At 71.1% G+C, this 18,457-nt stretch carries 20 protein-coding genes; 2 read left to right on the top strand and 18 right to left on the bottom strand.

What is annotated here, in order from left to right:
* Positions 1 to 171 precede the first annotated feature (171 nt).
* The 10 genes from NFR49_RS07660 to NFR49_RS07615 form a co-directional block, all read right to left on the bottom strand.
* Positions 172 to 1,170, bottom strand: a complete 999-nt coding sequence (locus tag NFR49_RS07660; RefSeq protein WP_251159054.1) for a sensor domain-containing diguanylate cyclase — start codon at positions 1,168 to 1,170, stop codon at positions 172 to 174.
* A gap of 25 nt (positions 1,171 to 1,195) precedes the next feature.
* Positions 1,196 to 2,269 (bottom strand): type IV pilus twitching motility protein PilT, encoded by a 1,074-nt coding sequence (locus tag NFR49_RS07655; RefSeq protein ID WP_251159053.1) that lies wholly within the window; start codon positions 2,267 to 2,269, stop codon positions 1,196 to 1,198.
* 71 nt (positions 2,270 to 2,340) lie between these two features.
* Positions 2,341 to 2,793: a hypothetical protein gene (locus NFR49_RS07650; protein ID WP_251159052.1), complete on the bottom strand. Its 453-nt coding sequence runs from the start codon at positions 2,791 to 2,793 to the stop codon at positions 2,341 to 2,343.
* A 1-nt stretch (position 2,794) separates the two neighbouring features.
* Positions 2,795 to 3,178, bottom strand: a complete 384-nt coding sequence (locus tag NFR49_RS07645; RefSeq protein ID WP_251159051.1) for a hypothetical protein — start codon at positions 3,176 to 3,178, stop codon at positions 2,795 to 2,797.
* Positions 3,175 to 3,705, bottom strand: a complete 531-nt coding sequence (locus NFR49_RS07640; protein ID WP_251159050.1) for a DUF4860 domain-containing protein — start codon at positions 3,703 to 3,705, stop codon at positions 3,175 to 3,177. The genes NFR49_RS07645 and NFR49_RS07640 overlap by 4 nt, the downstream gene beginning before the upstream one ends.
* Positions 3,702 to 4,025, bottom strand: coding sequence for a hypothetical protein (locus tag NFR49_RS07635; RefSeq protein WP_251159049.1), 324 nt, complete (start codon positions 4,023 to 4,025; stop codon positions 3,702 to 3,704). Before NFR49_RS07635 ends, NFR49_RS07640 begins: the two co-directional genes overlap by 4 nt.
* A 33-nt stretch (positions 4,026 to 4,058) precedes the next feature.
* Entirely contained in the window at positions 4,059 to 5,108 is a 1,050-nt protein-coding gene (locus NFR49_RS07630; RefSeq protein ID WP_251159048.1) for a type II secretion system F family protein, read from the bottom strand.
* Between the two features lie 79 nt (positions 5,109 to 5,187).
* Positions 5,188 to 5,694: a PaaI family thioesterase gene (locus NFR49_RS07625; RefSeq protein ID WP_251159047.1), complete on the bottom strand. Its 507-nt coding sequence runs from the start codon at positions 5,692 to 5,694 to the stop codon at positions 5,188 to 5,190.
* Between the two features lie 133 nt (positions 5,695 to 5,827).
* On the bottom strand, positions 5,828 to 6,886 hold the full coding sequence (locus NFR49_RS07620) for a hypothetical protein (RefSeq protein WP_251159046.1): 1,059 nt from the start codon (positions 6,884 to 6,886) through the stop codon (positions 5,828 to 5,830).
* Between the two features lie 7 nt (positions 6,887 to 6,893).
* Entirely contained in the window at positions 6,894 to 7,601 is a 708-nt protein-coding gene (locus NFR49_RS07615; RefSeq protein ID WP_251159045.1) for a response regulator transcription factor, read from the bottom strand.
* Positions 7,602 to 7,802: 201 nt separating this feature from the next.
* On the opposite strand from NFR49_RS07615, the gene NFR49_RS07610 reads away from it, so the two are divergent.
* Complete coding sequence (locus tag NFR49_RS07610) at positions 7,803 to 8,060, top strand: hypothetical protein (RefSeq protein ID WP_251159044.1); 258 nt, start codon at positions 7,803 to 7,805, stop codon at positions 8,058 to 8,060.
* A 186-nt stretch (positions 8,061 to 8,246) separates the two neighbouring features.
* On the opposite strand, the gene NFR49_RS07605 is transcribed toward NFR49_RS07610, so the two are convergent.
* The 4 genes from NFR49_RS07605 to NFR49_RS07590 form a co-directional block, all read right to left on the bottom strand.
* A complete protein-coding gene (locus tag NFR49_RS07605) occupies positions 8,247 to 8,783 on the bottom strand; it encodes a GNAT family N-acetyltransferase (protein WP_251159043.1) in 537 nt (178 codons plus the stop codon).
* Between the two features lie 145 nt (positions 8,784 to 8,928).
* Positions 8,929 to 10,566, bottom strand: coding sequence for a chaperonin GroEL (groL, locus tag NFR49_RS07600; protein ID WP_251159042.1), 1,638 nt, complete (start codon positions 10,564 to 10,566; stop codon positions 8,929 to 8,931).
* A gap of 54 nt (positions 10,567 to 10,620) precedes the next feature.
* The gene (locus NFR49_RS07595) at positions 10,621 to 10,911 is read right to left on the bottom strand and encodes a co-chaperone GroES (protein WP_135978179.1); all 291 of its coding nucleotides are present in this window, start codon (positions 10,909 to 10,911) and stop codon (positions 10,621 to 10,623) included.
* 274 nt (positions 10,912 to 11,185) lie between these two features.
* Complete coding sequence (locus NFR49_RS07590; RefSeq protein ID WP_251159041.1) at positions 11,186 to 13,156, bottom strand: NAD(+) synthase; 1,971 nt, start codon at positions 13,154 to 13,156, stop codon at positions 11,186 to 11,188.
* A 269-nt stretch (positions 13,157 to 13,425) separates the two neighbouring features.
* Between NFR49_RS07590 and NFR49_RS07585 the strand changes: the two genes are divergently transcribed.
* Positions 13,426 to 13,791 (top strand): hypothetical protein, encoded by a 366-nt coding sequence (locus NFR49_RS07585; protein ID WP_251159040.1) that lies wholly within the window; start codon positions 13,426 to 13,428, stop codon positions 13,789 to 13,791.
* Between the two features lie 141 nt (positions 13,792 to 13,932).
* Here the strand turns inward: NFR49_RS07585 and NFR49_RS07580 are convergent, their stop codons facing one another.
* The 4 genes from NFR49_RS07580 to NFR49_RS07565 all read right to left on the bottom strand — a co-directional run bounded on the left by NFR49_RS07580 (position 13,933) and on the right by NFR49_RS07565 (position 18,447).
* Positions 13,933 to 15,210, bottom strand: coding sequence for a zinc-ribbon domain-containing protein (locus tag NFR49_RS07580; RefSeq protein ID WP_251159039.1), 1,278 nt, complete (start codon positions 15,208 to 15,210; stop codon positions 13,933 to 13,935).
* Between the two features lie 185 nt (positions 15,211 to 15,395).
* On the bottom strand, positions 15,396 to 17,024 hold the full coding sequence (locus NFR49_RS07575; RefSeq protein ID WP_251159038.1) for an amidohydrolase: 1,629 nt from the start codon (positions 17,022 to 17,024) through the stop codon (positions 15,396 to 15,398).
* A gap of 105 nt (positions 17,025 to 17,129) precedes the next feature.
* The gene (locus tag NFR49_RS07570) at positions 17,130 to 17,402 is read right to left on the bottom strand and encodes a hypothetical protein (protein WP_251159037.1); all 273 of its coding nucleotides are present in this window, start codon (positions 17,400 to 17,402) and stop codon (positions 17,130 to 17,132) included.
* A gap of 277 nt (positions 17,403 to 17,679) precedes the next feature.
* Complete coding sequence (locus NFR49_RS07565) at positions 17,680 to 18,447, bottom strand: amino acid ABC transporter ATP-binding protein (protein WP_251159036.1); 768 nt, start codon at positions 18,445 to 18,447, stop codon at positions 17,680 to 17,682.
* Positions 18,448 to 18,457 lie beyond the last annotated feature (10 nt).

Raw genomic sequence — 18,457 nt, 5'->3', positions numbered from 1 at the left:
ATAGCAGCCTGAGGGTCAGACAACGACCCTTTATCGCTATGGGTCGATGGGTCGCCCCCGGGGACACAACCCCTTTACAAAGCTCTTTTGGCATGCAGGGCAGATAAACCGAGAAAACGTAGCCGGAGAGAACCGCCGGGATGGCACCCGCCGGATCCCCCGGGCCCCACATCAAACCGCCGCCGAGAACCCCACCCGGTTCTTGCCCTGCTCCTTGGCCCGGTAGAGGGCGGCGTCGGCCAGGGCGTAGAGCTCGTCCAGGGTGAGGGTCGAGTCCTCGGAGGAGGCCACCCCCATGGACAGGGTGGGGCCGTCGAGGAGGAGGTCCCCGTCGTCGGCCCGGCCGTGGGGGAAGTGCCATGCCTGGAGGCGCTCGGCGAGCGCCCTCTGGGCGGCCCCGGCCCCGAGCCCCATGCAGAAGACCACGAACTCGTCGCCGCCGATCCTTCCCACCACGTCGTCGTGGCGCACGGTGTTGCGCAGGTGGCGGGCGAGGGCCTTGAGCACGTCGTCGCCCACGGGGTGGCCGAAGGTGTCGTTGATGGCCTTGAAGTCGTCCACGTCGATGATGAAGAACGAGCAGGGCCTGCCGTCGGCGCACTCCAGCAGCTCGCGCACCCGGCGCTGGACGCCGACGCGGTTGGGGATCCGGGTGAGGCCGTCCTCCTCGGCCCGTTGCTGGTAGGAGTCGAGCATGGCCAGGGCCTCCAGGCGCTCGTTGGCGGCGTCGAGCTCCTCCTGGAGGCGCACCGCCTCGGTGACGTCGAGGAGCGTCACGTAGTACCACGGGGTCCCCGCCGAGTCCACCACCCGGCGGCCGTGGTCGTCGACCCAGCGCACCCGGCCGTCCCGGCGCACGACGCGGTAGCGCACCCGGTCGTCCTGGACGGTCTCGGGGTCGCAGGCCTGCCGCACGCGCTCGCGGTCGTCGGGGTGCACCATGCCCCAGAAGCTGTTGGCCGTGAGCTCCACGAACTGCTCGTAGGTGGCGCAGCCGAGCATCTCGAGGAGGCCCCGGTTGACGTAGTCGAAGGCGCCCCCGTCGTCGGCCCGGTAGCGGAAGACGCCGCCGGGGATCCGGTCGAGGAACTCCCACGACACCTCGGCGCCCACCTCGGGGCGGGAGGCGTCCCCGCCGGCCCCGATGGCCGGCCTGTGGAAAACGGTCATGGCACCCCCTCGGTCGCGGTCCCGCTCAGAGGCCGGCCGCGGCAAGGCGCCGGGCCAGGGCCTCGTGGTGGTTGGCATGCTGCAGGGCGCACTCGGCGGTGACGGTGCCGGAGCGCACGAGCTCGAAGAGGCTCCCGTCCATCGACATCATGCCCTCCGCCGCGCTCGACGCGATCACCGAGTCGATCTGGTGGGTCTTCTCCTCGCGGATCAGGTTGCGGATGGCGGTGTTGGCCACCATCACCTCGAAGGCGGGGGCCACGCCTCCCCCGATGGCGGGCACGAGCTGCTGGGAGACCACGGCCTGGAGCACCATGGCCAGCTGCAGCCTGATCTGGCGCTGCTGGGCCGGGGCGAAGGCGTCGACGATGCGGTCCACCGATGAGGCGCCCCCGGTGGTGTGGAGGGTGGAGAAGAGCAGCTGGGCCGTCTCGGCGGCCGTCACCGCCGTGGAGATGGTCTCGCGGTCGCGCATCTCGCCGAGCAGGATCACGTCGGGGCTCTGGCGCATGGCGCTGCGGAGGGCCTCGCCGTAGGTGGCCACGTCGGTGGGCACCTCGCGCTGGGTCACGATGCAGGTGTTGTGGCGGTGCACGAACTCGATGGGGTCCTCCATGGTGACGATGTGGCCCGAGCGCCCGTGGTTGAGGCGGTCGATGAGGCAGGCCAGGGTGGTGGACTTGCCCGAGCCGGCGGGCCCGGTGACGAGCACGAGCCCCTTGGTGAAGTCGGCGCAGGCCATGACCTCGTCGGGGATCCCGAAGGCCTCGGCGCTCGGCAGCTCGAAGGGGATCACGCGGATGACGGCGCCCAGGCTGCCGCGCTGGCGGAAGACGTTCACACGGAAGCGCCCCAGCCCCGCGATGGCGAAGGAGAAGTCGTCGTCGTGGTTCTCGGAGCCGTCGAAGGGCGCCATGGGCCGGGAGGCGAGGCCGTAGACGGCCTCGACGGCCCGCCGGGTGTCGCCGGGCATGAGGGGAGGTCCGTCCAGCCGATGCTGGCGGCCGCCGGCGGCCCAGGCCACCGGCAGGCCGGCGACGATGAAGACGTCGGAGGCGCCGCGGTCGATCATGTCGGAGAGCAGGGCGGTCATATCCATGGGGTCTCCTCCTCGGAGTCCGGGGGCGGGGCAGGTCGGCGACGGGCGGGGCGGCTATGGGCAGGGCCCCTTCAGGAGCCCTGCCAGAGCTCGTGGGAGGGCTCCTCCCAGGTGGTGGAGGCACGCCATGCCTCCACGACGACGGTGCCGGCGCCGTCGCAGGAGAGCTCCACGTCGAGGCGGCGGCCCGACGGCTGCACGAAGGCCGCCAGGAGGCGGCCGTCGCCGTCAACGGTCGCGGACGCCCCGGGCCACCGCCGGGGCACCTCCTCGGCGAGGGCGGCCCAGGCGTCGGCGCCGCCCTCCCGCGCCGCGGCGACGGCGTCGGCGAGCAGCTCCTGGGCCGAGGCCTCGTTGGCGTAGGAGTCCACCGTCATGGCCGCCTGCACGTCGGCCCGATGACGGGCGGCGGCGGCCGTGGCCATGGCCAGGACGGCGAGCACCGCGAGGCAGAGGGCGAGCACGAGCACGAGCACGGCCATGGGGCCCGGACGGATGCCGGGGGCGCGGGAGGGGGCGGCCATGTCAGCCCACCCCCCATGGCTCGAAGCGGGCCGTCTCGAGGGAGACGAGGGGGACCCCCTCGGGCCCGTCCACGGGCCCCACCTCGATGGTGGCACGCCAGAGGGTGCCCTCCCCCACACGCTCCTGCGCCCGCTCCACCGTCACGGCGAGGTCCCCCTCCACGGTCCGGGGGGCCACAGAGGACGGGTCGGCGCAGAAGCGCTCCGCGGCGGCGGCCGCCGCGGTGGCAGCCCGGGTCCGGGCGTCGGCCTCGAGGGAGACCGACGCGGCCACGGAGAGGGCTTGGACCAAGAGGGCGAGGCACCACGAGAGCACGGCCATGAGCACCAGGGCCTCCACCACGAGGGCCCGGCCGGTGCGGCGCCCGGCCGCCGCGGCCCTCACGGGCCCTCCCGCGGCGAGGTCACGACGCCGCCCCTCAGGGCCACGGGGCACCGTCCCTCGTCGGTGACCACCGTGAGGAGGTCGCCGTCCAGCGAGAAGGAGAAGGTGTCCGAGCGGGCGAGGCGCTCGGCCGCCGACGGCCGCAGGGGCGTGCCCGCCAGGGCCGTCTCCCTCACCACGTGGCCCTCGAAGAGGTAGAGCCGCGTCTCGTAGTCACCGGACCCGAGACGGGCCGTGAGCACCAGGGCGTCGCCCTCGGGACCCTCCGCCACGCCCACGGCCCCCAGACGGTCCTGGGCCCGTACGGTGTTGGCGACCAGGGCGCAGGACAGCCGCAGGTTGTCTGAGGACGCGGCCGAGGCGTGGATGGCGCCGAAGACCGCGGCGGCCACGGCGAGGGCGGCCACGGAGCCCAAAAGGACGAGGGCCACCAAGGCGGCGGCGAAGGAGGGGCGCCCACGGCGGGCGCCGCGCCCCTGGGCGCGACCCAGGGCCTGGCGGGCGGCCGCGGCGCCGCGACCCGTCATCGGGCCCTCACCTCCACCGTGGGCGCCACGTTGTCGGCGAAGGCCTCGTAGCGCACGTCGTAGGCGGACGGGTCGAACCGGATGCCGTAGGCGCCCACCAGGTGGTCGAGGTCGGCCGGGTAGGCCCCCTCCACCGCGGCGCACTGGCCCGCCGCCGAGAGGATCGACTCCCGCAGCGACGCGGCCCCCTGGTCGGAGGCGGCCCGGCGCCCGCCGAGCACCAGGACGCACAGGGCCACCGCGACACAGGCCGCCAGCAGGGCGGCCACGGGCACGGCGGTGCGCCGGGCAAAGGCTGTTTGGGCGACGGGTCGGGCCATGGCTCCTCAGACGGTCGACGGGGCGGGCAGGGATCAGGCGAGGGAGGCCATGACGCCCACGAGGGGCAGCATCACGGCCAGGAGGGTGGCGCCCACGGCCACCGAGAGGAACGCCGAGAGCACGGGCTCCACGCCGTCGATGGCGGCCATGAGGGACCCGGTGGCCTCGTCGGCGAGGTCCCGGGAGAGGTCGTCAAGGGTCTCGTCCAGGGCCCCGGTGCGGGCGGTGGCGCCCAGGAGGCGCGCGTAGACGGGGTCGACCACCCGCGCCTTGACCAGGGCAGGGATGAGCCCCTCGGGGTCGCGGGGGTCGACCATGAGGTCGAGGGCGGCGCGGGCGCGGGCGGCGAGCACCGGGTGCTCCACCCCCGAGACGGCGTCTGCCATGGCGTCGTCGGCGTTCACGCCGGCCGAGATGCCGGTGGCGAGGGCCGCCACCATGCGCGACAGGGCGAGGCCGTAGGCGGCCTCGCGGGTGGGCGGGAACCGCTCGAGGAGGGCCGTGAGCCGGGCGCGGCCCCGGGGGCTGCCCGTCATGGCCACCGCCGCGAGGGATGCCGCCGCGGCCGCCACCGTGGCCGCCAGGGCCGCCCAGCCCACGGCCATGGCGGTCGCCACCTGAGAGAACGACCCCTCGGTGAGGCTGCCCGACAGGCTCTCGTAGACGTCGGTGAAGACCGGTAGGACCCCCATGACGGTGAAGCCCAGGACCACCGACATCACGCAGAGCAGGGCCGCGGGGTACCCGAGGCCCGTGCGCAGGCGGTCGAGGAGGCGGGCCTCGTCGCCGTAGCGGCGGGCCAGGGCGAGAAGGGTCTCCTCGAGGCGCCCCATGCGCGCCCCCTGGGCCGCCATGACCTGGACGTAGGCGGGGAACGCCTTGGAGGCCGCCATGGCCTGGGCCAGCGTGGCGCCCTGGGCGAGCCTGTCGTACATGGTGCGGTAGACGGGCCTCAGGCCGTCCGCGGCGTCCTCGGCCACCATGGCCACGGCCTCGTCGGTCTGAATGCCGGCCGCCATGAGCAGGGCGACCGTCTCACAGAAGGCGCTGATCGTCCCATCGTCCATGGCAGGCTTGCCCACGGCCCCTCCCCCACTTGCTCCTCATAATCATCCCTGTGAATATACTCTGAATGAAAGCTGAGTTACAAGTGGGCCACAATCACTCCCCGTCGGGCACGGGGCGGCCGTCGTCCTCCCACACGTAGGACCCCTCGTCGGAACACTCGCCGACGATGCGCTCCACGGGAAGGATCATATAGGTGGCCTCGGCGGTCACGCACACGGTGCCGTCCTGCCGGCGCAACTCGCAGGTGCCCTCGAAGGTGCGCCGGGTCACCTTGGTGATGACGCCCACCACCTCCAGGGGCTCGCCGATGGGCGTGGGCTTGCGGTAGCGCAGCTTGAGTTCCATGGTGACGCCCCACTGGTCGGGGTGGTCGGTGATGAAGGCGCGGCCGATGGTCTCGTCGCACATGGCCGCCGCCACGCCGCCGTGGAGGCGGCCGGGGTAGCTCTGGTGGATGGGCTTGGGCGTGAAGAGGCCCACCACGCGGCCGGGCTCGTCGTCGCGCTCCACGAACTGGGCCTCGAGCCCGGCGGGGTTGTCGAAGCCGCAGACGAAGCACTGGTCGTTGATGGGCTGGTTGTGCGGGTGGGAGCAGGCCATGGGGGCTCCTTCGGGACGCGGGCTTGTCGACCCTCATTTTATGCGTCCGACCCTGCCCCTGAGAGCGGCCGAGGGCATCCCTACCCGCTTTCGGGCGCACGAGGCGGGCGGGGCGCAGGAGGGCGGGCGCGGGTCAGGCGCGCGAAAGGGGGCAGACGAACGACACCCGGCGACGGCGGGCGGCCGTCTCGGCCTCCACCGCGCACGCCTCCGCTGCGGGAAGGCGCTCGAGCAGGGGTGCCAGCGTCTCGTTTCCCGGGACCCCGGCTGCGACCTCCCACGAGACCCCCAGCGACACGGCCGTGCCCGAACGGGCGAAAAGCCGCACGCATCCGTCCGCCTCCGCCAACGCCGCCTTGGCCACGCAGTAAAGCACGGCCGCGACGCACCGCCCGTCGCACACGACCCGGGCGGGCTCGGGGGCGTCCACCGCCAAGCGGCCGCCCGGCCCCTCCGCATCCCGGTCCACAAGGCGCGCCGCATCGAGGACGACCTCCCGGGCATCCGTCGCACACGGATCGCCGCCGGAGGGGCCACCCAGGAGAAGCAGGCGATCGAACGCGTCGGCGAGCTCGTCGAGCGCACCCTCCGGGCACGTCGCCGCACCCGGGGCGGCCCCCTCGCCCGAAGCCAGCAAGGCGGCCAGGGGCGTTTTCACGTCATGGAGCAGGCGTCCCGCGATCTCGTCGGAAAGGGCCTGCCTCCCCTCCACGGCCCCGACAAGCCTTCGGCCCAGGGCCGCAAACGCGGCGAAGGATGCGAGCAGCGCCGTGACGGCAGCGAGCTTGACGGCACGAAGGAGCCGCAACGCCTCATGGCAGTCGAGGAAGCGGATCTCGACGCCGGAGGCCCCCGTTTGGACCACCCGGTAGAACACGAGGCTGTCCCCCGCCCTATAGGTGTGCGGGCCTCCGGCGTCAGGCCGTAGACCGGCCTCCGCAACCTCGGCGAAGAAGTCGGCCAGATAGGGGCCGGCTCCCTCGCGGCCGGACCGGCCCATCCGGGACGCCTCCTCGACGGGCACCGACCGCACCTCCGTGTCGAGAAACGGCCCGGGATCGCCCGAGAGGGCACCATGGGCGGCGCCCGCAAAACCGAGAAGCCCCACGACGTACAACGCCGAGCACAAGGCCGCCCCGGCGAGCAGATAACGGGTCAAACCTGCCGAAAGGCTTGCACGCCACGACGCCATCGGACCCTCACGTCTTTTCGCAGGGGCCCTCGAGGCGATACCCCACGCCCCAGACCGACCTCAAGGAGACCGAGGCCCCCGCCGACTCGAGCTTGCGCCTCAACCGCCTGGTCATCTCGTCCACGGTGCGGCTCTCGACGCCGTCTGGGAGGCCCCACACATCGAGCAGGAGCTGGGAGCGGGGGGCGGTCTTGTCGGGGCGCGCCAAGTAGTAGCGCAGCAGCTCCAGCTCCGTCGGCGTGAGGGCGACGGGCACGCCGCCGATGCGGCACTCCCCCTTCCCGCACCGCACGTTGCCCAGCTCGAGGACCCTCGGCCTCTTTGCGCCGTCGCCCTCGCCTTCAAAGCGCGCCCGTCGCAGGAGGGCCGCCACCTTGGCAAGGAGGAGCGCCGGGCGCACGGGCTTGGTCAGATAGTCGTCGCAGCCATTGGCCAGGGCGTCGATGACGGACAGCTCGTCGTCTTGGCCCGACAGGGCCAGCACCGGCACGCAGGACCGCTCTCGAACGCGGAGGAGCAGCGCCGTGCCGTCCAGCTTGGGGAGCCCCATATCGAGCAGGATAAGGTGGTAGCCGACTTCTTCCCCACGGGAAAGCGCCTCGAGAAGCCGCGCTCCATCAGGTTGGGCTACCACCTCGTAGCCCGCATTCTCCAGCACCAGCCTCACGGCACCCCGCAGGGAGTCGTCGTCCTCGATATAGAGAATTCTCTGCATGGTTCCCCCTCAACTATTCCAAGACTATCGCACCTCCCCCTCGGGCCACAACGCCGTTTTGCAACCTGAGGCCATTGTTTTGTTTTTCACGGTTTTATGGCCCGACCCTTTACCCGACACTCGTCTCACATGGCGTTTGCAGCGAGTGGTTTATTCCTTAATTTTTCCCGATAGATCGGATTCGCAATGCCTCGAAATACCGTGATGTCGAAGCTCAGGCTCTGGTGGGACGAGGGCTACATCTCGTGGGAAAGCCTCGTCGTCGCGGCGGTATGTGTGGGCCTGGGGGTTCTGTACTACGGGTTCGGAATCATCAGCCACTCGGCCCTCGTCCTCCTGAGTGGCCTCAATGTCGTGGCCGTCTTCTTGTTCGACTGGTATGACGAGAGGAAGCGCGGCCGAACCTTCGACGCAGGCGTGAGCCTGTTGTTCGTTCTCCTCAGCCTGCTCTTTCTCTGAGGCGATCTCGGCCGCAGGCCCCGCCGCCGGAGGAACGTACTACCGCGGTGCGGTGTTTGGCCGTTTGGGTCGGCAACGCGCGCCACGGTGGTGCGATTCCAGGCATGGCGCGCCACCGTGGTGCGACGTTTTGCCGTTTTGGGGTGAAAAGGGCGCCACGGTGGTGCGGGCCGGCCCCGACCCCCCCTAGTACGGCTCGGCCAGGCGCTTCTCCATCCACACCATGTCGTACCAGCGGTCGAACTTGCGGCCGCAGGCCTCGAAACGGCCCACCTCACGATAGCCCATGGCCCTGTGGAACCTCACCGAGGCGTCGGTGAGATAGGGGTCGTCGGGCTCCCGCGGCACCCCGATGCAGGCCTCGAGGGCGAGGATGTCTCGGGCCCGGGCCTCGTCCTCCAGGGCGCGGTAGAGCGCGCGGCCCACTCCCCGCCCCCGGGCACCCATGTGGAGGTAGATGGTGGTCTCGGCGTTGTGGCGGTAGGCCTCGCGGCCGACGAACGGGCGGAGCGAGGCGTAGCCCACCACGGCGGAGCCCTCCTCGGCCACCAGAAAGGGGTACCCCTGCTCGAGGATGGCCCGGATGCGTTCGGAAAACTCCGCTGCGGTGGGCACGTCGTACTCGAAGGAGACGGCGGTCCCCCGCACGTAGGGGGCGTAGACGCAGAGGGCCCTCACGGCGTCTTGCGGCGTGGCGAGGCGGATGCGGGGCATGGGAGCCATGGGGGACCTCCGGTGACGGTGCGGGCCTACGCCAGAGGATAGCGCGGCCAGATCCCTCCGCACACCCTGCCCCCACAGAGAAGGGCGGCCCGTCGCTGGGACGGACCGCCCTTCTGTCAGGCGCTTTGTCGGGGTGCCGTACGGCTTAGTACATGCCGCCCTGGCCGCCCTGGGCAGCGGCCGCGGAGATGGCCTCCTCGATGGTGGTGTCCTTGGGCTCGTCGGTGACGGTGGCCTCGGTGATGAGGAAGAGGCCGGCCACGGAGGCGGCGTTCTGCAGGGTCACGCGGGCGACCTTGACGGGGTCGAGCACGCCCATCTCGATCATGTCGCCGTACTCGCCGGTGGCGGAGTCGAGGCCGTGGCCCTTCTCCATGCCGCGCACCTTCTCCACCACGACGGCGCCCTCGAAGCCGGCGTTGTCGGCGATGGTCTTCACGGGAGCGGCCAGGGCCTTGGCGACGATGTCCACGCCGATCTTCTCGTCCATGTCGGAGGTCTCGACGTCGGCGAGCGACTCGGAGGCGTCGAGGAACGCCACACCGCCGCCGGCGACGATGCCCTCCTCCACGGCCGCACGGGTGGCCTGGAGGGCGTCCTCGATGCGGTGCTTGATCTCCTTGAGCTCCACCTCGGTGGCGGCGCCCACCTTCAGGACGGCCACGCCGCCGGCGAGCTTGGCCAGGCGCTCCTTGAGCTTCTCGACGTCGAAGTCGGAGTCGGTGTGCTCGATCTCGCCCTTGATCTGGGCGATGCGGTCGTCGATGGCGCCCTTGTCGCCCTCGCCGCCCACGATGGTGGTGTTGTCCTTGGTGACCTTGACGCTCTTGGCGCGGCCGAGCATCTCGGCGGTGGTGTCGGCGAGCTTGATGCCGAGCTCCTCCATGGCCACCTGGCCGCCGGTCACGACGGCGATGTCCTCGAGCATGCGCTTGCGGCGGTCGCCGTAGCCCGGGGCCTTGACGGCGCAGACGTTGAGGGTGCCGCGGAGCTTGTTGAGGATGAGGGTGGCCAGGGCCTCGCCGTCGACGTCCTCGGCGATGATGAGCAGGGCGGAGCCGCTCTTCTGCACGGCCTCGAGCACCGGCAGGATGTCCTGGATGTTGGAGACCTTCTGGTCGGTCATGAGGATGTAGGGGTTCTTCATCTCGCAGACCATGGTCTCGTTGTCCGTGGCGAAGTACGGGGAGATGTAGCCCTTGTCGAACTGCATACCCTCCACGGTCTCGATCTCGATGCCGAAGGTCTGGGACTCCTCGACGGTGATGACGCCGTCCTTGCCCACGACCTCCATGGCGTCGGCGATCTTCTCACCGATCTGGGGGTCGGCGGCGGAGATGGTACCCACGGAGGCGATCTGCGCCTTGGTGGAGACGGGCGTGGCGGCCTTCTTCATCTCGTCCACGACGGCGTCCACGGCGTGGTCGATGCCGCGGCGGATGGCCAGGGGGTTGGCGCCGGCGGCGACGTTGCGGAGGCCCTCGTTGACGATGACCTGGGCCAGCAGCGTGGCGGTGGTGGTGCCGTCACCCACGGTGTCGTTGGTCTTGGTGGCGACCTCCTTCACCAGCTGGGCGCCCATGTTCTCCACGGGGTCCTTGAGCTCGATCTCCTTGGCAACGGAGACGCCGTCGTTGGTGATGGTGGGGGCGCCGTAGGGGCGCTGAAGGGCCACGTAGCGGCCCTTGGGGCCCATGGTGGTGGTCACGGCGTCGGCCAGGGTGTTCACGCCGGCGGCGAGCTTGGCGCGGGCGTCGGTGCCGAACTTGATGTTCTTAGCCATGGTATGCGTACCTCCTGTGAGGGTTTGGGTGCAGATGGTGCGTGACGGGAGGGGTTAGCCCTCGATGATGGCGTAGATGTCGTCGCCGCGGAGGAGCAGGTACTCCTCGCCGTCGACCTTGATCTCGTTGCCACCGAACTTGCCATAGAAGACCTGGTCGCCCACCTTGACGTCGACCGGGATGCGGTTGCCGGAGTCGTCGCGACGGCCCTCGCCCACGGCGACGACCTCGCCCTTCTGGGGCTTCTCCTGGGCGCCCGAGGAGATGTAGAGACCGGTGGAGGTCTTCTCCTCCTTGGGGGCGGGCTTCACGAGGACGCGGTCACCCAGCGGCTTGAGATTCATAGCGGTTCCTCCTTCTGCGTGCGCCTTCTCGGCGCCCCCGCCTGAGTGCGGGGTGTGTTCTGACACGAAGTATCCTAGCCAGCCCATGGACCTAGGGCAAGGTCCATGAGGAAATCTTCATCGCTCAGACTTAGATTATCCACCAACGCAGCCATCACGTAAGGCGGCGCCGGGTCAGGCTCTAGGTCGCTGTACCCGGTGCGTGGTGTCCGTTAACCTGCGGCGGCGGGGGCGGCGTGGGCCGTCACCGATCGTGCACGGAGGGGTCGCGGCCTCAGGCCTCGAGGGCCTCGGCCTGGGTCACCCACAGGGCCGCCGAGGCGTCGCTGGGCATGCGGAGGTCGCCGCGGGGCGACACGGCCACGGACCCCACCTTGGGGCCGTCCGGCAGGCAGCTGCGCTTGAACTGCTGGGAGAAGAACCGGCGGTAGAACGTCTGCAGCCAGCGGAGGACCGTGGCGCGGTCGAAGGCGGGCTCGCGGCCGGCCTCGAGCTCCTGGTCCACGAACGCCCGGCAGGCCAGGGCGAACACCTTGGCCGGCGGGAAGGCCTGGCGGAGCACCGCGTAGAGGAAGAAGTCGTGGAGCTCGTAGGGGCCCACGAGGTCCTCGGTGCGCTGGGCGATGGTGCCGTCCTCCCCGGCGGGCAGGAGCTCCGGGGAGACCGGGGTGTCGAGCACGTCGTCGAGTACGGCGGAGAGGCCCGCGTCCCCGCAGGTGCGGGCCACGTGGGCCACGAGGTGGCGCACGAGCGTCTTGGGCACGCCGGCGTTCACACCGTACATGGACATGTGGTCACCGTTGTAGGTGGCCCAGCCGAGGGCGAGCTCCGAGAGGTCGCCGGTGCCGATCACCAGGCCGCCGCGCTGGTTGGCGAGGTCCATGAGGATCTGGGTGCGCTCGCGGGCCTGGGAGTTCTCGTAGGTGACGTCGCGGACGGCCTCGTCGTGGCCGATGTCGGAGAAATGCTGGCGCACCGCGCTGGCGATGGGCACCTCGAGGAGGGTGCAGCCCAGGGCGTCGGCCATGGCGCGGGCGTTGCCGTGGGTGCGGTCGGTGGTGCCGAAGCCCGGCATGGTGACGGCCACGATGCCGGCGCGGTCGAGCCCCACGAGGTCGAAGGCCCGGGCGCACACGAGCAGGGCGAGGGTGGAGTCCAGGCCGCCGGAGACCCCCACCACCGCCGTGGCGGAGCGGGTGTGGGCCATGCGCTGGGCGAGGCCGTGGGCCTGGATGTCGAGGATGTCCTCGCAGCGCCCCGAACGGGTCGCGGGGTCGTCGGGCACGAAGGGGTGCGGGTCCACGTGGCGGGTCACGGGCGCCGGGGCGGCCACGGCCTCGGCGAAGGCGTCGGGCAGGCGCACCTCCCGGTAGCCGGCGGCCGCGGGCGACGGGGCGGACGTCCAGGTGGAGATGCGCCGGCGCTCCTCGGCGAGGAAGGCGACGTCCACCTGGGCCAGGGCCCGGCCGTCGCCGAAGGGGCGGCCCTCGGAGAGGATGCGGCCGTTCTCGGCCACGAGGTCGTGGCCGGAGAAGACCACGTCCTGGGTGGACTCGCCCCAGCCGGAGCTCGCGTAGGCGTAGGCGCAGAGAAGCCGGGCGCTCTGGCCCGAGACGAGGGAGCGGCGGTAGTCGGCCTTGCCCACGAGGGCGTTGGAGGCCGAGAGGTTGCAGACCACCGTGGCGCCGGCCCGGGCGAGGCCCACGGAGGGCGGGCAGGCCACCCAGAGGTCCTCGCAGACCTCGACGCCCACCTTGAGGAAGGGCATGCCGGGGCAGCAGAACAGCTGGTGCGCGCCGAAGGGCACGGTGCGGCCGCAGACCTCGGCGTCGACGCAGGCCTCGGGCCCCGCGACGAAGTGGCGGCCCTCGTAGAACTCGTTGTAGGTGGGGATGTTGAGCTTGGGCACGACGCCGAGGAGCTCGCCCGCGCAGCAGGCGGCGGCGACGTTGTGGAGCTTGCCGTTCTGGCGGAGGGGCAGGCCCACGAACACGAGGCAGGGGAGGTCGGCCGTGCGGTCCAGGAACTCGGCCAGACCCTCCTCGGCGGCGTCGAGCAGGGCGTCCTGCAGGAAGAGGTCGCCGCAGGTGTAGGCCGTGAGGCAGCACTCGGGGAGCACCACCACGGAGGCGCCGCGGGCGGCGGCCGCGCGGGTCTCCTCCACGCAGGCCACGACGTTGAAGGCGACGTCGGCGACGTGGATGGCGGGGGTCGCGGCGGCGACGGTGACAAGGCCGTGGTTCATGGGGGCTCCTCTCGGCGGTTCGTGGGTCCATGGTAGCGCGACCCGCCCCGCCCCCCTGCCGGGGCGGCCGGGCCCCGGGAAGGCGCGCAGATTGTGCTGGGAGTACAAAAACTGAGGATTATTCGTAGGGAAGATAAATGTCCCTGCAGGTGAGAACGCTGCGGCGCCGCCCACGGCGCGAGGTCGCTCCTACGCCAAGTATTTCAACTACATCCCAGTTATACAATGGGAAGGGCAATTGGTTACCGTTTCTCAGAAGGAGGACCTCCGTGGCTGAAGACACCCCCGTCACCCCTCGCCGCATCGTCGTCGACGTCGTCGAGACGGCCGCGGACCTCCCGCCCCGGGCGACCGCGATCCTGGACAGGGAGCTCGCCCGCCACGAGCCGGCCGTCGTGCGCGCCCTCGTGGAGGGCTCGGGCGCCCCGGAGGCACGGGCGGTGCTCGAAGGCCTCATGGACGCCTTCTCGCGCCCGGATTTCCCGGTGGTCGACGGCTTTTCGGCCGAAGACGCCCTGCTCGCCGCCATGGAGCACGCCGACCGCGAGGGCGGCGACGGCCCCGTGCCCGTGCTCATGGCCCCCATGGACGAGGTCCTGTGGGAGTGGGTGGACGGCCGGGTCGGCACCGAGTAGGCGGCCGGGCCGCAACACCTTTGGCCGGGTTCTTTGCGACCGTCACATGCGGGGCCTCGGCGCCCCGGACGGGAGGAGGGGCCGCCCGGCGGGTCGTCCCCACCGCGCGGCCCCTCCCGGAACCCGTGCTGTGCGCCCGCCCTACTCGGAGCGGAAGCCGATGCCGCGCCCCTCGCGGGGGGCGCGCTTCCACTGGGGCGCGTTGCGGTCGATCCACACGCCCACGGCGCGCACGGACCACAGCTGCGCGAACGTGCCCGCGAAGGCGGCGGCCAGGGCCACGATCACGACGGCGGGCCCGAGGATGCCGAGCATGGCGGCCACCGTCGACAGCGGGTCGAGGCCGTAGCCGTAGTACGAGCCGGAGTACAGGTAGTAGCTGCTGGCGTACATGGAGCCCGCAGCGCCCGTCAGCACGAGCATGGCCACCACGACGATGACGGCGCCGGCGGCGAGGCCGGGCACGAAGACGGCGACGATGGCGCCCCAGGGGTCGCGCTTGAAGGCCTCGAGGATGTCCGAGAGGTCGAACGCGGCGCCGAAGCTGCCCCTGGCGGCCATGCGGACGCCTGCCACCGTGGTGTAGACGGAGACCAGCACCGCCCAGCAGAACAGGAAGATGGGGCCGAGGACCGGCACGGCGCCCACGTAGAACAGGCTGGCGGTGGCGACGGCGCCGATGAGGCCCAGGACCGCGTAGAGGAAGCCCAGCCAGACGGTGGAGCGGCTGAAGCTGCGGCGCGGCAGGCCCTCGGAGCCGTCACCGGCAGACGCGCCCCACTGGAGCATGTAGCCGGAGACGTACCAGCCGAGCACCGGCACGAGGTTCATGAGGATGAGGACGACCACGCGGCCGAACCAGCCCTGGGAGCCGGTGAGGTCGTGCCACGCCTGGCCGAGGATCCCGCGCTGGGCGGCCGTCGGGGGCACGGGCGGCTGCGACGGGGGCACGGGGCCGGCCGACGGGGCACCCGCGGGCGGCTGGACCGGCGGGGGCGGGGTCTGGCGCCGGGCCTCGGGCGCGGGGCCGGCGGCGGGATGGGACTGGTCGGGCGGGACCGGGGCGCCCGGGGCGTCGGGCAGCGGCTGCCTCTCGGGGGCGGCGTCGGTCGCCTCCTCGGCGATGACGGCCTCCTCGGCCACAGCCTCCTCGGCGGCGGGCACGGCGGGCTTCTCCGCCACGGCCTCCTCGGCGTCCGCCTCCACGACGACGGTCTCGACGGGCGCGGCCCCGGCATCGGCGGCGGCGAGGGTCTCCACGGCCACCGCGGCCTCGGCCTCGAGCTCCTCCGGGTCGACGGAAGTCGTCTCGACGTCCTCCGCGGCCCCGGTATCCTCGGCGGCGTCGAGGGGGTTGCCGCAGCTGCTGCAGAATCGGGCGCCCTCGTCGTTATCGTGGCCGCAACGGTTGCAATGCATACACATCTCCTCACTGTGATCACGGACGATGCAACGTACCGTCACAGGATACGGGTCCGATGGACCCATGAATTACCCTGCAACAGTATTTTTAAGATTCCCGCAAGCGGTATTCCTCAAACCATGCCGCAACCGGAACATCAGCCGTAGACCGGCCTGACGGGGGCCAAGGCCGGCCGGTCCCTTCAAACCCCGTCGAAGACCTTGCGGCCCCCCACGTAGGTGGCGAGGACGCGGGCGTCGTGGAAGGCGTCGGGGTTCTCGGAGAGGGGGTTGCGGTCGATGACGACGAGGTCGGCGAGCCTGCCCGGCTCCAGGGTGCCCAGCTCGTGCTCGCGGCCCACGGCCACGGCGCCCCCGAGGGTGAGGGCGCGCACGGCCTCGGCGGCGCTCACGCGCTGCTCGGGCAGCCAGCCGCCCGCGGGGTTCCCCGAGGCGTCACGGCGCGTCACGGCGTCGTGGACGATGGCGGCGGGGTCGCAGGGCACGCAGGGGGCGTCGGTGCCAAAGGCCATGGGCACACCGCTGTCCAGGTAGGTGCGGAACGGCCACATGAAGGAGGCGCGCTCCTCGCCGAGGTCGCGGGCCGGCTGCGTGACGTCGATGACGATGTGCTGGGGCTGCACGGACGCCACGACGGCGGCGTCGCGCATGCGGGCCACATCGGCCCGCTCGAGGTTCTCGATGTGCTCGAGGCAGTTGCGCCCCTGGGCAGGCGCACCGAAGCGCTCCTTCGCCTCCTCGAAGATGGAGACGCCCTCGTGCACGGCGGCGTCGCCGATGGTGTGGATGCGCACGGCGATGCCGGCCTCGGCTGCCCTGAGCACGATGGAGCGCATCTGCTCGGCGGGGATGGCAGGGTGGCCGCAGTCGCCGGGGAAGCGCGGGTTGGCGTAGGGCTCCAGCAGCCACGCCGTGTGGGCGCTGCTCACCCCGTCGAAGAACTGCTTGACGCCGGGGGCGCGCAGCATGGGGCCTGTGAGCTCGGACTGCAGGCGCTCGATACGGGAGAGGTCGCCGTCGAGGGGCAGCGTGGGGAACAGGTGCCCGCGCACGGTGAGCTCGCCGGCGGCGTCGAGGTCCGACCACACGTCGTCGAGCACGGCGTCGCAACCGGGGATGGCCGAGAGGCCCATGTCGCACACCGAGGTGACGCCGCGGCGGTTGAGCTCGTGGAGCCAGTCACGGAACACCTGGCGGAGCTGCTCCCTGGGCAGCGACTCCAGCACCCGGGCCACGTAGTACATGCCGGCGCCCTCGCGGAACACGCCGGTGAGACGGCCGTTCTCGTCGCGGTCGAAGGAGCCGCCGGCCGGGGGCTCGGTGTCCTCGTCGATGCCCAGCTCGCGCATGGCGCAGGTGTTGAGCCAGAGGGTGTGGGAGTCGCCGGAGTACATGGCCGCGGGCGTCGTGGGGAAGTAGGCGTCGAGCGAGAGGCGCGTGGGGGCGATGGGCGGGTCCCAAAGCATGTCGCGCCAGCCGTGAGAGAGGGCCCAGGTGCCCCAGGGGCGGTCCTTGGCAAAGTCGTACATGCGGGCGGCGCAGTCGGCCTCGGAGGTGCCGCAGTACTCCATGGCGAGGGCCGAGGGGAAAAGGGCCGAGTGGAACACGTGCTGGTGGGCGTCGTGGAAGCCGGCGCAGACGAAGGCATCGCCCCAGTCCTCGACCTCCGTGGAGGCGTCCCGGTACAGGTGGGCGTGGTCCGGGTCCACCACGGCCACGATGCGGTCGCCGTCCACCACCACGGCGGCGGGGCGCGTGCGGTCCCCCAGCCCGTCGAAGACGTGGCGGGACGTGATGATCCGCGTGGCCATGGCCCTCCTCGTACCAAAGGTGCAGTTGCTGCCCACCAGCATACGCTTTGGGGGAGCCGAAGCCAGGGCGGGAGGGAAAGCCCGGCCCAAGGCCGCGGAACGCCCCTACGAAAGCCGCTTGAAAAGGGGTCGGGCCACGAGCGTGGCCACGGAGACGCAGAAGAAGACCTCGCACACCGTCGAGAAGAGGCGGTCTGCCGCCAGGTCCCCCGCAGCCGCCCGCACGAGCGGGTACCAGACGAAACCGGAGACCATGACCGCCGTGGCCGCGACGAGGGCGGCGCCCCAGGCAAGGCGCAGGGGCCTCAGGCGCGGGGACACCGGGTTCAGCCGGTCGAGACGGTCGCGCACCCACTCGACGATTCCTTGCCGATCCATGACGCTAGACCGATCGGGATTCGGAGGAGGGACCAAATACATACAGGCGCATCGAATCAAGTGACCGCATCTTCGCTCCTTCCCTTCCCTCAATACTCAATCATGTTTTTCTATTTGATTCATTAGCAGATTGCGTATTTATGCCAATGGTCCGTTTGGACAGATGAGCGGCCCGGGGTGCGCCGACTCCGCACACCCCGGGCCGCACCGTCGACCCTTGTATTCATAAGTCAAACAGGCGAAGTGACAGATGGGCCCGGCCCCCTGTCACGCGCGGCTAGTCGTCGAGGTAGCGGGCCAGGAACTCGCGGGTGCGGGGCTGCTCGGGGTCGCCGAAGATCTTCTCCGGCGTGCCCTGCTCGGCGATGACACCCTGGTCCATGAAGACCACGCGGTCGCTCACGTTCTTGGCGAAGGCCATCTCGTGGGTGACCACCACCATGGTCATGCCGCCCTCGGCCAGCTTGCGCATGACCTCGAGCACCTCGCCCACGATCTCGGGGTCGAGGGCGCTCGTGGGCTCGTCGAAGAGCATGATCTGCGGGTTCATGCAGAGGGCGCGGGCGATGGCCACGCGCTGCTTCTGACCGCCGGAGAGGCGCTTGGAGTCGGCGTGGGCGAAGTCCGCCAGGCCCACGGAGGCCAGGTGGTCGAGGGCCACCTTCTCGGCCTCCTCCTTCTTGAGCTTGCCCAGGGTCACCGGGGCCAGGGTGCAGTTGTCGAGCACGTCGAGGTTGTTGAAGAGGTTGAACCCCTGGAACACCATGCCGATGTCGGCGCGCAGGGCGTTGACGTTGGTCTCGGGGGCCATGAGGTCCTGGCCGCCGAACCACACGTGGCCGGCATCGGGGGTCTCGAGGAGGTTGAGGCAGCGCAGGAGCGTGGACTTGCCCGACCCCGAGGCGCCGATGATGGTGAGCACCTCTCCCGGGGCCACGTCGAGGTCGATGCCCTTGAGCACCTCGTGGGAGCCGAAGGACTTGCGCAGGCCCTGGACCGAGATGAGCGGCGCCTGGGCGGCGTTGGGGGTGTCGGCTGCGGTCATGGTCGCCCCT

This window comes from Caniella muris, from assembly GCF_943193035.1.
Lineage (GTDB): Bacteria > Actinomycetota > Coriobacteriia > Coriobacteriales > Atopobiaceae > Granulimonas > Granulimonas faecalis.
The sequence above is the reverse complement of the archived record's forward strand: the minus strand, read 5'-3'. Positions and strand labels throughout refer to the sequence as shown.